General features: G+C 73.6%; 8 protein-coding genes and 1 pseudogene. 2 read left to right on the top strand and 7 right to left on the bottom strand.

Annotation, left to right across the window (positions count from 1 at the left end; all coding sequences use genetic code 11):
- Nucleotides 1-20: 20 nt before the first annotated feature.
- Nucleotides 21-2,129 (bottom strand): IucA/IucC family protein, encoded by a 2,109-nt coding sequence (locus DVA86_RS12535; protein WP_245996525.1) that lies wholly within the window; start codon nt 2,127-2,129, stop codon nt 21-23.
- A 265-nt stretch (nt 2,130-2,394) separates the two neighbouring features.
- Between DVA86_RS12535 and DVA86_RS12530 the strand changes: the two genes are divergently transcribed.
- A complete protein-coding gene (locus tag DVA86_RS12530; RefSeq protein ID WP_208878182.1) occupies nt 2,395-3,582 on the top strand; it encodes a trypsin-like serine peptidase in 1,188 nt (395 codons plus the stop codon).
- A 20-nt stretch (nt 3,583-3,602) separates the two neighbouring features.
- Nucleotides 3,603-4,802 carry a trypsin-like serine peptidase gene (locus DVA86_RS12525; RefSeq protein WP_208878181.1) on the top strand — a complete coding sequence of 400 codons (1,200 nt, stop codon included), beginning with the start codon at nt 3,603-3,605 and terminating at the stop codon, nt 4,800-4,802.
- A 96-nt stretch (nt 4,803-4,898) separates the two neighbouring features.
- On the opposite strand, the gene hflX is transcribed toward DVA86_RS12525, so the two are convergent.
- The 6 genes and pseudogenes from hflX to DVA86_RS12495 all read right to left on the bottom strand — a co-directional run bounded on the left by hflX (nt 4,899) and on the right by DVA86_RS12495 (nt 15,559).
- A complete protein-coding gene (gene hflX / locus DVA86_RS12520; RefSeq protein ID WP_208878180.1) occupies nt 4,899-6,404 on the bottom strand; it encodes a GTPase HflX in 1,506 nt (501 codons plus the stop codon).
- 194 nt (nt 6,405-6,598) lie between these two features.
- Nucleotides 6,599-7,030: pseudogene (locus DVA86_RS12515) on the bottom strand (ACT domain-containing protein); the annotation flags it as partial.
- Nucleotides 7,031-7,456: 426 nt separating this feature from the next.
- The gene (locus DVA86_RS12510) at nt 7,457-8,608 is read right to left on the bottom strand and encodes a DegT/DnrJ/EryC1/StrS family aminotransferase (protein ID WP_208878178.1); all 1,152 of its coding nucleotides are present in this window, start codon (nt 8,606-8,608) and stop codon (nt 7,457-7,459) included.
- Complete coding sequence (locus DVA86_RS12505) at nt 8,605-9,051, bottom strand: sugar 3,4-ketoisomerase (protein ID WP_208878177.1); 447 nt, start codon at nt 9,049-9,051, stop codon at nt 8,605-8,607. Before DVA86_RS12505 ends, DVA86_RS12510 begins: the two co-directional genes overlap by 4 nt.
- 12 nt (nt 9,052-9,063) lie before the next feature.
- The gene (locus tag DVA86_RS12500; RefSeq protein ID WP_208878175.1) at nt 9,064-10,119 is read right to left on the bottom strand and encodes a ketoacyl-ACP synthase III family protein; all 1,056 of its coding nucleotides are present in this window, start codon (nt 10,117-10,119) and stop codon (nt 9,064-9,066) included.
- Between the two features lie 40 nt (nt 10,120-10,159).
- Nucleotides 10,160-15,559, bottom strand: a complete 5,400-nt coding sequence (locus tag DVA86_RS12495) for a type I polyketide synthase (protein WP_208878173.1) — start codon at nt 15,557-15,559, stop codon at nt 10,160-10,162.
- Between the last annotated feature and the right edge of the window lie 134 nt (nt 15,560-15,693).

The following is a 15,693-nucleotide window of genomic DNA, read 5'->3' as shown; positions in this document are numbered from 1 at the left end:
GGGGCCTCCTGCCGGATTCGTCAGAGGCTGAGGGGGTTGCGGACGGGCACGTACACGGACTGCGTGTCGACGGGGCCGACGAGCTCGTCCATGCCGTGCAGCCGGGTGAGCAGGTTCGCCTTGCAGCGCAGCGTCGGCGCCCCCAGCAGCAGCGCAGGCAGCGGCGACACGGGGCCGCCGGTCACGCCGCGCGCCGCGCTGTCCAGGAACCGCCGGAACGCGGCCAGCAGCAGCCGCTCGTCCGCGAGCCCCTGGGAACCGAACGCGCCGATGAGGCCGAGGACGTTGTTGATGCCGAGGTAGTACGCGAAGCGCTCGTCGGTGACCTCGTCGGCGACGTACGAGTCGCTGGCGAGGCCGGCGCCGGGCAGCCGGCGTTCGATGGCGTCGCGGTGGGAGGCGCGGAAGTAGTAGCCCTGGTTGTCGCGGTAGCGTCCGCCGCGCGGCCAGCCGTCGGCGTCGAGCAGCACCAGGGTGTTCTGCTGGTGCGCCTCCAAGGCGATGCCCGCGTGTGCGTCCAGCCACAGGACGGGGGCGACGACGACGTCGAGGTAGCGCAGGAACCACTCGGTGGCCACCGCGGGCAGGGGGCGCTCCGTACGGTCCGCGAGCCGGCGGACGATGTCCGCGAGCCGGGAGCGCAGCTCCCGCCCGGGCGCGCCGGGCCAGGGCCGGGGCGAGGTGAGGGAGGCGACGCAGACGGCGTCGTCGTGCGGGCCGAAGGGGTTGTGCCGCAGGACGGTGTCGAGTCCGGGCACGGGCTCGCCGTACTGGTCGTCGACGCCGATCCAGGCCGGGTCGCGGACGATGTCGAAGCCGGGGTGTGCCGCCTGCCAGGCGGCCGCGAGTCCCGTACGGAGCAGCTGGTGCACCTCGGCACCGCGCAGCAGCTCCTTGCGGAGGTTCTCACGGCGGGAGTTGGTGATGCGCAGGCCGAGCGAGAGCTTCAGCATGGCGGGCGCGCCGGGCCGGTGGACCGTACGGACGGAGGAGGTGGGGTGCCACGGTCGGCCGCCGGGTCCGAGGTCGTGCAGCTGCCCGGCCGCCAGCAGCCGCGCCACGGTGGGCCGGTGCCGCAGCTCGCGGGCCTGCCAGGGGTGCAGCGGCAGCAGCGCGGCGCCCTCGGGGAGCCGCGCGGTCACCTCGTCGCCCGCGAGCCGGGCGGTGAGTTCGGCGGCGGACAGCGGGCCGTCCGCCGGGCCACCGCCGCCCGCGGGCTCCTCGTACCAGTGCGAACCGGTCGCGAGCACCGAGGCGTCGACCGCCATCCAGTACAGCGGGAACGCGCCGCGCAGCTCCGGCGAGTACGCCAGCGCCTCCGTCTCGGAGAGCCCTTCGCGGCTCTTGGGCGTGGGGTGGAGCGGGTGGCCGAGGACGAGAGCCTGCTCGGCGTCGAGGAAAGGGTCCGCACCCTCGGCGGCACCCGGCGCCACGCGCCGCTCGGCCAGGAAGACGGCGGTGCGCTGTACGGAGTCGGCCACCCGCCCGACGAGCGCGCGCCCCTCGCCCAACGCGTCGGCGCCGCCCCGGGGTTGCGCGGCGCCCGCGAGGTGCGCCGCCTCGCGGCCGAGCAGCGCGGCCAGCGTCACCGCGTCGAGCGGCGCCGCGTCCAGGGGTGCGCCGTCCAGCAGGGGCGGCCCGAACCGGTGCCAGCCGGTGGGCGACCAGCGGCGTACGGGGGCGCACAGGGTTGTGCCGGTGGCGTGCAACGGGATGCGCAGCGCGCCGTCGTCGGGGCACGGCAGGTCGTTCTCGCGGACCCAGCAGCGCAGCAGGTTCTCCGCCGCGGCGGCGTCGGCGACGGCGGCGGGGTCGGCCTGCTCCAGCGGGTCGGGGAGAGAGGGGCAGTCGGGGCGGTCGGGGCGGTCGGCGGTGGCGTCCTCGGCGGCGGGCGGTGCCTCCGTGACGGTACGGGTGCCGGTGCCCGTACTCGTCGCGGTACCTGTACTCGTAGCGGTGCCCGTGCCCGTACTTGGGCCCGTGCTCGTACCGGCGCCGGATTCGCCCGGTTCGGCGGCCGAACGCGACGGCTGGCGCGGGACGGAGGTCCCGATGCCGTAGGCGGAGCGATGACGGACCGGGAGCGTCCCGTCGGCAGGAGTTCCCTCGGGTCCGGAGCGCGCGTTCACTGCTGCAGCCTCCTGGTGCTGTCGAATCGGCGCGCTGACGAGCGGGCCGCTGTCCCCCGTACGTACCAACGAAGCAGGCGGCGGGGGATCACGGCCCGTAACAAGATCATCACCAACCGAGTCCGGACCACCCGGAATTCACGGGAACCGAGGACCCTGCCGCTTCCGTCCCCAACCTCACCGGGCATAGTGGGGGGCCGCCCCGCCCCGGCGAGGTGCATGACAAGTCCAAGGCACATTGATCCACACAGGGGGAGTTCATTCCATGTCACCCATTGGCAGTTCTGTGCGCCGCCGCCGGCGTGCGCTGGCCGCGGCGGCGGCCGTGGCCGCACTGGCGGTGACGGCGACCGCGTGCGGCCCGGAGGACGACGGCGCGGACTCGAAGCCGAGCGAGTCGAGTTCGCAGCAGCCCGAGAGCGACCTCAAGGAGGACCTCGGGCTTCCGGACAAGCTGCCGGATGACCTCCCCGACTCGCTGAAGGACCTCGAGAAGTGGAAGAACGGCGGCTGGAAGAACTGGGACAAGGACCAGTGGCTGCGTGAGGCCGAGGACTTCATCAACCCGATCATCGACGACTTCTGGAACCGCGACCGGATGGACGACGCGGAGGAGAACGACCGCAAGCGCGACGTCGACGACTCCGACATCGACCAGGGCGTCACCGACCCCGTGCCGGACCCGGTGAAGGCCGCCGCGGTGCCCTCGCCGTACACCGACAAGGCGCCGCCCGTCGGCAAGATCTTCATGGAGACCCCCGAGGGCTCCATGGTCTGCTCCGGCTCCGTGGTCAAGGACCCGAAGAACCCGGGCAAGTCCAACCTCGTCGCCACCGCCGGCCACTGCGTGCACGGCGGCCAGGGCAAGGGCTGGTTCCGGAACGTCGTCTTCGTCCCGCACTTCAACAGCAAGGGACTGGGGCAGGCCGAGCTGGAGAGCGCGCCTAAGACGGACATCGCTCCGCACGGCGTCTTCTGGGCCCAGCACGCCCGCACCACCGACCACTGGATCGAGAACGGTGCCACGCAGGGCGGCAGCGGCGCCCCGCAGGACTTCGCCGTGCTCAAGGTGAAGCCGGAGGACGGCGGCAGCAAGAGCCTGGAGGAGACCGTCGGCAAGGCCGTGACGGTCAACTTCAAGACCCCGGGCGTGAAGAACATCCCGACGCTGACGGCCCGCGGCTACCCGGCGGCGCCGCCGTTCACCGGCGAGAAGATGTACGCCTGCCAGGACAAGCCCAGCCGGCTCTCGCTCGACACCTCGCAGCCCACGATGTACCGCATCGGCTGCACCATGACCGGCGGTTCCTCCGGCGGTCCCTGGCTGAGCGCGGACGGTACGGAGCTGCTGTCCGTCACGTCGATCGGCCCCGTCCAGCACACGTGGCTCGCGGGCGCGGCCCTGGGCAAGGAAGCCAAGGGCGTCTTCGACGCCGTCGGCGGCCTGAGCTGAACCGAGGAGACCGTCAACTCATGTCATCCACAACGTATCCGCGCCGCCGGCGCCACGTGTTCGCGGCGACCGCCGTCGCCGCCGCCCTCGCCCTGACCGTCACCGCGTGCGGCGGTGACGACGGGGACGCCTCAGCCGAGGGCAAGCCCAGCGCCTCCGCCGAGGAAGCCGCCAAGAACGACGAGGGCCTCGCGGACAAGCTCCCCGAGGACCTGCCGTCCTCGCTCCAGGACCTCGACAAGTGGAAGAACGGGGGGTGGAAGAACTGGGACAAGGACGAATGGCTCCGCAAGGCCGAGGACTTCGTGAACCCCTACGTCCCCGACCACTGGAAGCCGGAGCGGCTGAAGGAAGCGGAGGGCAACGACAACACGGTGACGGCGGACGTCAAGACCTCCGCCGGCAGCACCGACAGCGAGCCCTCAGCGGTGCAGGCCAAGCCGGTCAAGACGCCGTACACGCAGAACGCGGCGCCCGCCGGGAAGATCTTCATGGAGACCCCCGAGGGCCCCATGGTCTGCTCCGGCACGGTGGTGAAGGACCCGCGGAACCCGGGCAAGTCCAACCTCGTCGCCACCGCCGGCCACTGCATACACGGCGGCCAGGGCAAGGGCTGGTTCCGGAACGTCATGTTCGTGCCCGCCTACAACAACAGCGGGCTGCCCGAGTCCCAGGTCAACGGCGCCCCGCAGAGCGATGTCCACCCGTACAAGGACTGGTGGGTGGAGTGGATCCAGACCACCGCGTACTGGATGGAGCAGGGCGCCGCGAGCGGCGGCGGGGGCGCGCAGCAGGACTTCGCGGTCATGAAGGTGCGTTCCGACCAGGACACCGGCAAGTCGCTGGAGGAGACGGTCGGCACCGCGGTGAAGATCAACTTCAACGCGCCGTCGATCGAACGGTTCACGGGCATGAGCTCGTACGGCTACCCCGCTGAGGCCCCGTACAAGGGCGCGCGGATGTTCCAGTGCACCGACAAGCCGGGCCGCTACACGCTGGACCCGTCCGAGGAGCCGATGTACCGCATCGGCTGCACCATGACGGGCGGCATGTCCGGCGGCGGCATCTTCGCCTCCGGCTCGGACGGCAAGGCCCAGCTGGTGTCGGTCAATTCGCTGATCAACCGGCCCGACGTCAGCTACGCCGCCGGGCCCCGGCTCGGTGCCGCGGCCAAGGGCGTCTTCGACGCGATCAGCAAGAAGTACGCGGGCAAGAGCTGACGCTCCCCCGCGCGGCGGACAGCACGGAGGCCCGCCTCCGGCCAAACGGCCGGGGGCGGGCCTCCGTTCGTGTTCCGTCCTGAGCTCCGTCCGGTGCTACGTGGCGGACGGCGCCGCCGGCGCGTACGCCCGCAGCTCCGCGGCCAGCGCCTCGTGCACCCGCGCCTTGAGCAGCGTGCCCTCCTCGGTGTGCACCTCGGAGATCACCTCGCCCTCGGCGTGCGCACGGGAGACGAGCGCGCCCTGCGTGTACGGCACCAGCACCTCGAGCTCGACCGAGGGCCGCGGCAGGTCCTGGTCCAGCAGGGCCAGCAGCTCGTCGATGCCCGCGCCGGTGCGCGCGGAGACGACCAGGGCCTGCTTCTCCAGGCGCAGCAGCCGCTGCAGGACGAGCGGATCGGCCGCGTCCGCCTTGTTGATCACCACGATCTCGGGCACGTCGGCGGCGCCGACATCGCGGATGACCTCGCGTACGGAGGCCAGCTGCTCCTCGGGCGCCGGGTGCGAGCCGTCGACCACGTGGAGGATGAGATCGGAGTCGCCGACCTCCTCCATCGTGGACCGGAACGCCTCCACGAGGTGGTGCGGCAGATGCCGTACGAAGCCGACGGTGTCCGCCAGCGTGTACAGCCGCCCGCTCGGCGTCTCCGCCCGGCGCACGGTGGGGTCGAGGGTGGCGAACAGCGCGTTCTCCACCAGGACGCCCGCGCCCGTCAGCCGGTTGAGCAGGGAGGACTTGCCCGCGTTCGTGTATCCGGCGATGGCCACGGACGGCACCTTGTGCCGCTTGCGGTCCTGGCGCTGGATGTCGCGGCTGGTCTGCATCTCCGCGATCTCACGGCGCATCTTCGCCATCTTCTCGCGGATGCGCCTGCGGTCCGTCTCGATCTTGGTCTCACCGGGACCACGCGTGGCCATGCCGCCGCCCGCGGAACCGGAACCGCCGCCGCCCATCTGCCGGGAGAGCGACTGGCCCCAGCCGCGCAGCCTCGGCAGCATGTACTGCATCTGTGCCAGCGCCACCTGGGCCTTGCCCTCACGGGACTTGGCGTGCTGCGCGAAGATGTCGAGGATCAGCGCGGTGCGGTCCACCACCTTGACCTTGACGATGTCCTCGAGGTGGATCAGCTGGCCCGGGCTCAGCTCACCGTCGCAGACGACGGTGTCGGCGCCGGCCTCGAGCACGAGGTCCCGCAGCTCCTGGGCCTTGCCGGAGCCGATGTACGTCGCCGGGTCCGGCTTGTCGCGCCGCTGGATCACGCCGTCGAGCACCTCGGCACCCGCGGTCTCGGCCAGCGCCGCCAGCTCCGCCAGGGAGTTGTCGGCGTCCTGCGCCGTGCCGGAGGTCCAGACGCCGACGAGCACCACGCGCTCCAGCCGGAGCTGCCGGTACTCGACCTCGGTGACGTCCTGGAGCTCGGTGGAGAGCCCGGCCACGCGGCGCAGCGCCGCACGGTCGGAACGGTCGTGCTGGTCGCCGTCGCGCTCACCGTCGACGTCGTCACTCCATGCCACGTCCTCTTCCATCAGGGCGTCGGCTCGGCGGTCCGTCTCGGCGAGGCGCTGGCCGGGGTACGGCTTGGAAGAAGAGGAGATGGTCATTGGATCCTTACGTCGTGGGATGGGTTATGTCCCGGGAACGCTTCCGGCACCGGGATGATTCCCCGGAGCGGCGGTGCGACCCGTCGGTGCCCACGATGGTGACACGGTGCGGTCCGGGCGTCACCGCAATTACGCGCAGGACCAGGACCAGGGCCAGACCCCGCCCAGCACTGCGATGAGGCCCGCGGCCGCGTTCAGCCCGCCGGTACGCGGCGTACGGCGCGGCTCACGTCGTACACACCCGGCACCCGGCGCATCGCGCGCATCAGGGCGGGCAGGCCCGTGGCGTCGGGCAGGTGGAGCGTGTACGTGTGCCGTACGCGCTGTTCGCAGGGCGGCTCCACGTCGGCGGAGACGACGGCGGCACCCTCTGAGGCGATCGTCTCGGTGAGGTCGGCGAGCAGCTGCGGGCGCCCGAACGCCTCCGCGAGCAGCGTGACCCGGCAGCCCGCCTGCAGCTTCCGCCACCGTACGGAGACGGACGAGCGGCCTGCCGCGGCCATCCTGACCACCGTCTGACAGGAGTCCCGGTGCACGGTGACGGCGCCGCCGCGTACGGGGAAGCCGGTCACGGCGTCGGGCGGCACGGGCGTACAGCAGCGCGCGAGACGGACCGGTGCGTCCGGGTGCGGGGTGACGACGGAGACGCTCTCAGCAGAGGATGCAGCGGAAGAGGCAGCAGCGGAGGACGCGGAGGAGGAGGCGGGGGCGGGGGTCGGCGGTGTGGTTGACGGTGGGCAGCTGGGGGCGGCCGGCCCGCTTGGGCGCCGTCTCTTGTACACCTCCGACGCGTGCCGCGAAGGGCTCGGGGGCGTCCTGGCTGGTTCGGGGTCACTTACCAATCACAATGGACCCGTCCGCGCATGCGTAACTCGACCTCGCTCGGCCTGCTCGGCTGCATCGACACCCGCACCCACCCCATACGACAACGTCGGCCTTCAAGACCACAACCGGGTCTTGAAGGCCGACGTCACGCGAGCCCCCGAATTAACCAACAGCGTCCGTCCGTCCGGTGCGGGGGCCGATCAGCGTGCGGGGAGCGGTACGGTGGCTCAGCCGGCGGGCGCCGCCGTACGCCGCTCCCGCGGACGCGCGGACAGCGCGGACAGCGCCTTCCGCACCGAGGCGATCACCTCGTCCACCGCCCCGTCCGTCATGTGCGGGCCGTTCGGCAGGCTCAGCACCTCCTCGGACAGCCGCTCCGACAGCGGGAACGCGCCCCGCGGGTACGCCAGTTCGGCGTACGCGCCGGACAGGTGCGCCGGCACCGGGTAGTGGATGAGCGTGCCGATGCCCGCGTCGGTGAGGGCCGTACGCAGCACCTCGCGCCGGTCCGTACGGACCACGAAGAGGTGCCAGGACGTCTCCGCCCACGGCTCCGTGTACGGCAGCGCCAGCCCGTCCACGTCCGCCAGCCCCGCCAGATAGCGGGCGGCGACGGCGGCGCGCCGCGCGTTCCACTCGTCCAGCCGGGACAGCTTCACGCGGAGCACGGCGGCCTGGATGTCGTCCAGCCGCGAGTTGGTGCCCTTGACCTCGTGCTCGTACTTGACGCGGCTGCCGTAGTTGCGCAGCAGCCGGACGCGGTCCGCCAGCGCGGCGTCCGACGTGACCACGGCGCCGGCGTCGCCCATCGCGCCGAGGTTCTTCCCCGGGTAGAAGCTGAACGCCGCGGGCGCGCGCCCCGAACCGACCCTGCGGCCGTGGTACCGCGCGCCCTGCGCCTGCGCCGCGTCCTCCAGCACGGCCAGGCCGTGCCGGTCCGCGGCCTCCCAGACGGCGCTCATGTCGGCGGGCTGCCCGTACAGGTGCACCGGCATGACGGCCTTCGTGCGCGGCGTGACGGCGGCCTCGATCCGGGCGGGGTCGAGGTTGCACGTCCGCTCGTCCGGCTCCACCGGCACCGGCACGGCGCCGCTCGCGGACACCGCCAGCCACGAGGCGATGAAGGTGTTCGCGGGCACGATCACCTCGTCGCCCGGCCCGACGCCCTGGGCGCGCAGCGTGAGCGCCAGCGCGTCGATGCCGCTGCCGACGGCCACACAGTGCCCGGCGCCGCAGTACGCGGCGAACTCCGCCTCGAACGCCTCCAGTTCGGGCCCGAAGAGGTACCAGCCGGAATCCAGCACCCGCCGCACGGCCGCGTCGATCTCCGTACGGAGCTCCACGTAGGCGGCGCGCAGATCGAGAAAGGGAATGGTCATGGCAGGCTCCGCGCGTCGCGTAGGAAGTCGTCGTAGTGCCGGTAGTAGTCGGCCTCGTCGTAGTGCTCGGAGGCCAGGACGAGCCCGACCGCCTCGGGGGAGAAGTTCACGAGGTTCCGCCACACCATCGGACCGATGTAGAGGCCGTACGTCGGGTTGTCCAGGTGAAACGTCGCCTTGCTGCTGCCGTCCTCCACGACGACGTCGAACGAGCCGTGCATGGCGAGGAGGAGCTGCTGCAGATTGCGGTGCGCGTGGGCGCCGCGGACGGTGCCGAGCGGCATGTTGTACAGGTAGTAGACGCGCTTGAAGTCGAACCCGAGTGCCTCGCCGCCCTCGATCGCCGACAGGCTGCCGCGGGAGTCCACGATCTCCGGCACCTTGATGATGCGGCACGGTTCGATCCGGCCGACGGAGACCTCGTACGGGTATGCCTCCTCCATGATCCTGTCCCTTCAGCCGAGCCACGGGGGCGTGCCGACGATCTCGACGACCGCGCTCGAGAGGGTGACCCCGGGCGCCATGCCGGCCAGCAGCACGCGGTCACCGGGCCCCAGTTCACCGGTCTCGAGCAGGTGGTTCAGCGAGACGATCTGGTCGCTGGCGCCGAGATGGCCGACGGTGCGCCCGTACTCCCAGGTGGACTTGGACAGCGGCAGGCCGAGGGCGCCCATGCAGCGCTCGCCGACGGTCTCCCGGTCGTTGTTCATGAAGATCACCCGGGCGATGTCCGCCAGTTCGACGTCAGCCTCGGCCAGCGCCCGGTGCACGGACTCCGCCAGCTTCTGGTGCACGCGCAGCCACAGCGAGGGCCCGCCGCCGGCCGCGCTCGCCCGCGCCTTCGCCTCGGCGAGGAACGCGGCAGCCCGCACGTTGAAGTCCATGGTGCTGCCGGTCGTGGCGCCGGGCGGGAACAGCGGCTCGCCCGCCCGGTGCAGTTCCTCGCCGTCCGGGACGGTGACGGACCCCACCGACAGCAGCCGCGCGAAGCCCTCGTCGCGGCTCAGGACGACGGACGCGGCGGCGTCCCCGACGACGAAGCCGGGGCCCGCGTTCCAGCGGTCCACCAGCGGCGTGCCGTAGTTGTCCGCGCTGACGATCAGCGCGGCCCGGCGCGCGTCGTCGGCGCCCAGGTAGGCGGCCGCCAGCTCCAGCGCGCTGAACATGCCGTTGCACCCGTGCTGGGTCTCCACGGCGAGCACGCCGTCACCGACGAGGTGCCGCTGCAGGTAGTACTGCGGCTGCCAGCCGTCCGGGCCCTGATGCCAGGTGTCCGTGTAGAGCAGCAGATCCACCTCGTCGGGCCGCTGCCCGCCCCGCTTGCACGCGTCCTCCGCCGCCCGCAGCGCCATCTCGGGGGCCGGGACGTCGCCCGCCACCGTGGCTCCCGTGAGCCCGTGCGCTGCGGCACTGCCTGCGGGGTGCAGCCCCTGGGCCACGGCCCACTCGACGCTGACGGGCTCCGGCAGACAGACGCCGATCCCCTTGACGAACACATCCGTTGTACGCACGTCTCTGCTACCTCGTTTCTCGGGCCCGTACGGCGGTCCGTCAGGCGCCGACCATGGGCATGGGCTCGTCGGCCGCGGCGGTGTCGGGAGTCGCGGTGGTGTCCTCTGTGTCCGCGGCGGACAGCAGCCCGGCCAGGTGCTCCGCGATGGCGAACACCGTCGGCTGGTGCCACAGCAGCGTCGCGGGCAGGCTCTGCCCGAACCGCTTCTCCAGGCGCCGCCGGATCACCACCGTCATCACCGAGTCGAGCCCCTGCTCGGCCAGCGACCGGCGCGGGTCCAGGCGCTGCGCGGACAGCCGCATCTCGGCGGCGATCTGCCCGCCGACCTCCTCCAGCAGCCGCTCCCGCAGCTCCTCCGGTGCCAGCCCGGCCAGTTCGTCCGCGGCGCCCGGCGAACCGGCCGCCGCGCCGGCCTCCGTACCGGCCGACAGCTCGCTCAGCAGCGGCAGCCGTTCGCCGCCCGGCTCCAGCGCCGTCAGCCCCAGCACCGCGTACGACCCGGCGCCGTGCCGCGCCGCCAGGTCCCAGGCGCCGAACGCCTCCGGGACCGAGATGTCCGTGACGCCGCGCGCCTGCAGCTCCAGGTCGACGACCTTGTTGACGGCCATGCCCTTGCCGCGCCACGACGTCCAGCCGAGGCTGAACGTGTCCGCGTGGCCCGCCGTACGGCGGTGTACGGCGAGGGCGTCCAGGAACGCGTTCGCCGCGCCGTAGCTGGCCTGGCCCGGCAGCCCGAGCAGCTGGCCGCAGGAGGAGAAGAACGCGAGGAAGTCGACGCTGCCGGGCGGGAACAGCTCGTGCAGCGTCCACGCGCCCGCCACCTTGGGCCGCATCACCGTACGCAGCGACGCCTCGTCCACGCCCGCCAGCATCCGGTTGTCCAGCACACCGGCCGCGTGCACCACACCCCGTACGGGCGGCAGGCCCAGCGCGTCCGGGTCCAGCACCCGCGCGGCCTCCGCGGCGTCGGCGACGTCCAGGGCGACCGTACGGACGGTGACTCCGGCCGCCTCCAGGGCGCGTATGCCGTCGATCTGCCGCCGTACGTCCGCGTCCGTCCGCCCGTCCCAGTCCGCGCGGACTGGGAACGGCCGGCGGCCCGCCAGTACGAGGCGGCGCGCGCCCCGTTCGGCCAGCCAGCGGGCGACCTCCAGGCCGAGGATGCCCAGGCCGCCGGTGACCAGATACGTGCCGTCGGCCCGGCACTCCACCGGGCGGCCCGACGGCTCGCCCTCCGGCCTGGCCAGCCGGGCGGTGAACGCGGCGCCGTCGCGCAGCGCGACCGCGTCCTCGCGGGGCGCCGCCCGCAGCGTCTCCAGCAGGGTGCCCGCGACCGTGCCGGGCCCGCCGGCCGGCACGTCGACCAGGCCGCCCCACAGCTCCGGGTGCTCGCCCGCGACGATCCGGCTCAGTCCCCACAGCGGCGCCTGCGCGAGGCCCGCCGCGTGCGCGCTCTCCCGTACGCCGGAGGTGACGCACCACAGGCGCGGCGGCTCCGCCGCGTCCAGGGCCGCCAGGCGCTGCGCGGTGCGGGTGAGCAGCCACGCGGAGCGGACCGCGGCGTCGGCGACGGGACCGTCCCCGTGCTCCGCGGCGGGCAGCAGGAGTACGTCGGCGGGTGCGGCGAAGTGCGCGCCCGCGTCCAGGTCTTCGGGGCCGGAGACGACGGCGCAGTCGGCCCCGGCCTTGGCCAGCAGGGCGCGCAGCTCCTCCGTCCGGTCGCCGTCCGCGCCGACCAGGACGACGCGCCGCGCGGCCTCCTCCGGGTCCGCGGCGGCGAGGTCCAGCGGCCGCCACACCATCTCGTGCACCAGCTGCTCCGGCGTCGCGGTGGCCGACGGATCGCGGTCCATGCCCGCGTACCGCAGCCCCGCCAGCCGGGCCAGGACACGGCCGCCGGCGTCGGCGATCAGCACGTGCACGGCGTCGTCCTCGTCCGGGTCGAGCGCCACGTCGACGACCGCCTCCGCGGGCGGCTCACCGGCGACGTGCACCTCGTCCACGTGCGCGACCATGCGCAGCACGGCCTCGCCCGGATACGCGGCGGGCGCGATGGACAGGGCCGCGTCCAGCAGCGGCGCCCAGGTCGGCGCGGCGTGCTCCGGCTGGTCCGTACGCACGCGGGCGCGCAACCCGCCGCCCGTACGCGTCAGTTCGTCCACCGTCCATTCGAAGCCCATCGTGGGCACCCCGACCGACGTCAGGTGCCGCCGGACCAGGCCGGGGTCGGCGGGCTCCGCCGCGCCGTCCGGCTCCGGCAGGGCCGCGGGCGGCGCGCCGGCCGGGCCGGCGGCGACATGCGCGGTGGTGTGCGTGAGCCACTGCCGGGTGCCGGCGCCCGGTCCGTCCTCCTCCTGCACGCGGGACGCGATCCGCGCCCCGGCGTCGTCGTACAGCACCTGCACCTCGCGGCGTTCCGCCGTCGTCAGCGGGAGCCGCAGCGACACGTCGGTCAGCGTGGGCGTGCGTACGCCGTCCGAGGCCGCGGACAGGAAAGAGTTGACGAGCACGGCGGCGGGCACGATCTCCACGCCGTTGATGGTGTGGCTGCCCGGGTACGGCCGGTTCGCGTCCTCCAGCAGCGTCCGCCACAGCCGCAGCTGCCGCCCGGCCACCGGCGACTCCGCGCCCAGCAGCGTGTGCGCGTCCACGTCGTGCCGCAGGCCCGCACCGCCGCCGCCCGGCACCGCGTCCCGCCAGTGCCGCGCGCGCTGCCAGGCGACCTGCGGCAGCGCGACCAGGTCGCCGCGCGGGTGCAGCCGCGCCCAGTCCAGCGGCACGCCGTGGCAGTGCAGCGCGCCGGCGCCCGCGAGGAGCGTCGCGCGCTCCGGCTGGTCGCGCCGCAGCGAGGAGCCCGTGAACGCGTCGTCGAAGCCGAGTTCGGGCAGCGTCTCGTTGACGGAGTGCGCCACCACGGGATGCGCGGAGACCTCCAGGAACGCCCCGTACCCGTCCTCGGCCGCCGCCTGGACGGCCGCGGCGAGCCTTACGGGATTCCGCAGGTTCGCCGCCCAGTACGCGCCGTCCGCCGTGGGCGTCGCCCGCGGGTCCTCCAGCGCCGTGGAGTACATCGGGATGACCGGCCCGGTGGGGGAGAGGTCCCCTGCGGCGGCGGACAGTTCGGCGAGCAGCGGGTCCATGTGCGCGCTGTGGAACGCCACATCGGAGGCCACCCGGCGCATCGGGATGTCCTCCGCCTTCCACTGCGCGATCACCTTCTCGACGGCCGCCGTGTCTCCCGCTATGACCGTCGACAGCGGCGACGAGGCGATCGCGGCCACCACGTCCGTACGCCCCGCCAGCTTCTCCTGCGCGTCGGCGAACGACAGCGACGCCATCGCCATGGCGCCCTTGCCCGCCACCCGGCGCAGCAGCACCGAGCGCCGGCAGATCAGCCGGGCGCCCTCCTCACGGGTCAGCGCGCCGCAGGTGACGGCGGCGGCGATCTCGCCGACGGAGTGCCCGATGACGGCGGCGGGGGTGACGCCGCGGGCGCGCCAGACCTCGGCCAGGCCCAGCTGCATCGCGAAGATCATGGTCTGGACGCGGTCGACGTCCTCGAAGTCGCCGTCCGCCAGCACCTGGCGCGGCGAGAAGCCGATCTCCTCCAGGAAGACCGGCTCCAGCGAATCGATCACCGACGCGAACGCCGGCTCCGTGGCGAGGAGTTCGCGGCCCATCCCCGTCCACTGCGAGCCGTGCCCGGAGAACACCCAGACCAGGCCCGCGTCCTGCGCCGTGGCGGCCGGCACCGTACCCGTGAGGAGGCCCGGGCCCGCTTCGCCCTCCGCCAGCCGGCGCAGGCCCGCCACCAGCTCCGTACGGTCGGACGCCACCACCGTCGCCCGGTGCGGGAGATGGGAGCGGCGCTGCGACAGGGTGTGCCCGACCGAGTCCAGCGACGCGCCGGAGCCCAGCCCGGTCAGCCAGCCGGCGAGATCGCCCGCGTACTGGCGCAGCGCCGCCTCGGACGCGGCGGACAGCGGGAACAGCCGGGGCGCGGGGCCGTGTTCGCCGGCCTCGGCGCCTGCCGCGGCCTCGGCGAGCTCCCGGCCCGCCGCATCCCCCGCCGCATCCTCCGCGGTGGTCCCCGCGGCTCCGCCGGCGGGGGCCGGGGCCTCCTCCAGCAGGACGTGGGAGATCGTCCCGCCGTAGCCGAAGCCGGACACCCCGGCCCGCCGTGGCCGCTCGCCGCGCGGCCAGGGGGTGCGGTCGGTGACGACGCGCAGGCCGGCCGTGTCCCAGTCGACGGCCGGGTTGCCCGCGGTGTGGTTCAGGGTCGGCGGGATCTCCCCGTTGCTCAGCGAGAGCACCGCCTTGATCAGGCTGGCGACGCCCGCGGCGGCCTCCAGATGCCCGATGTTGGACTTCACCGAGCCGATCAGGCACGGCTTCCCCGCGTCGCGGCCCGCCCCGTACACGGCGCTGAGCGCCGATGCCTCCAGCGGGTCGCCGAGCCGGGTGCCGGTGCCGTGCGCCTCGACGTAGTCCACCGTCGCCGGGTCCACGGCGGCCTGGCGGCAGGCCCGTTCGAGCACGTGCTGCTGCGCGTCTCCGCTCGGCGCCATGATGCCGTTCGTACGGCCGTCCTGGCTGACCGCGCTGCCCGACACGACGGCCAGCACGCGGTCACCGTCACGCTCCGCGTCCGCGAGCCGCTTGAGTACGAGAACGCCGCAGCCCTCGCCGCGCCCGTACCCGTCCGCCGACGCGTCGAACGACTTGCAGCGGCCGTCCGGGGCCATCGCGCCCGCCGCGTCGAGGGTCAGCGTCAGGCCGGGCGACACGATGAGGTTGACGCCGGCCGCGATCGCGACGGAGCTCTCCTCCAGCCGCAGGCTCTGGCACGCCAGATGCATCGCCACCAGCGACGCCGAGCAGGCGGTGTCCACGGCGAGGCTCGGGCCGCGCAGATCCAGCGCGTACGAGATGCGGTTCGCGACCGCGCACATGGCGGCGCCGATGCCCGTCCACGCCTCGATGCGCGGCAGGTCCTCCAGCATCCGCCGGCCGTAGTCGTCCGAGCCGACCCCGACGAACACGCCGGTGCCGCCGCCCGCCAGCTCGCGCGGCGGGATGCCGGCGTGCTCCAGCGCCTCCCAGGTCACCTCCAGCAGGATCCGCTGCTGCGGGTCCATCAGCTCCGCCTCGCGCGGAGTGAGGCCGAAGAACTCGGCGTCGAAGCCCTCGATGTCCGACAGGTAGCCGCCCCAGCGGGTGGCGCGGCGCAGCGCGGCGGCGTAGTCGGGGCCCATGGCCTCGTAGAACTCCCACCGCTCCGGCGGCACTTCGCCGATGCCGTCGCGGCCGTCGAGCAGCAGCTCCCAGAACCCCTCGGGCGAGTGGACGTCCCCGGCGAACCGGCAGCCGAGCCCGATCACCGCCACGGGTTCCGCGCCTGCTGCGGGCGGTTGTACGGACCGGTTCCCCTTGACCATCGCTGTGTGCCCCTTCTGACCTCTGCCGGGCTGGCTGTGCGCCTTCGGACGGGCGCTGCTTCTCACGGGCGTGTCGCGCCCGTCGTTCTGACTGGCCGGTACGTGACCGCCGCCGGGACGTGCTCGTACGTGAC

This window comes from Streptomyces armeniacus (assembly GCF_003355155.1).
Taxonomy (GTDB): Bacteria; Actinomycetota; Actinomycetes; order Streptomycetales; family Streptomycetaceae; genus Streptomyces; species Streptomyces armeniacus.
Note: the sequence above shows the minus strand (reverse complement) of the source record. Positions and strands in the feature narration are given on the sequence as shown.

What these genes read in the sequence shown, in the direction of transcription:
- DVA86_RS12525 (WP_208878181.1), top strand. Translation starts at nt 3,603, where the DNA reads ATGTCATCCACAACGTATCCGCGCCGCCGGCGCCACGTGTTCGCGGCG.
- DVA86_RS12510 (WP_208878178.1), bottom strand. Translation starts at nt 8,608, where the DNA reads ATGACCATTCCCTTTCTCGATCTGCGCGCCGCCTACGTGGAGCTCCGT.
- DVA86_RS12505 (WP_208878177.1), bottom strand. Translation starts at nt 9,051, where the DNA reads ATGGAGGAGGCATACCCGTACGAGGTCTCCGTCGGCCGGATCGAACCG.
- DVA86_RS12530 (WP_208878182.1), top strand. Translation starts at nt 2,395, where the DNA reads ATGTCACCCATTGGCAGTTCTGTGCGCCGCCGCCGGCGTGCGCTGGCC.
- hflX (WP_208878180.1), bottom strand. Translation starts at nt 6,404, where the DNA reads ATGACCATCTCCTCTTCTTCCAAGCCGTACCCCGGCCAGCGCCTCGCC.
- DVA86_RS12495 (WP_208878173.1), bottom strand. Translation starts at nt 15,559, where the DNA reads ATGGTCAAGGGGAACCGGTCCGTACAACCGCCCGCAGCAGGCGCGGAA.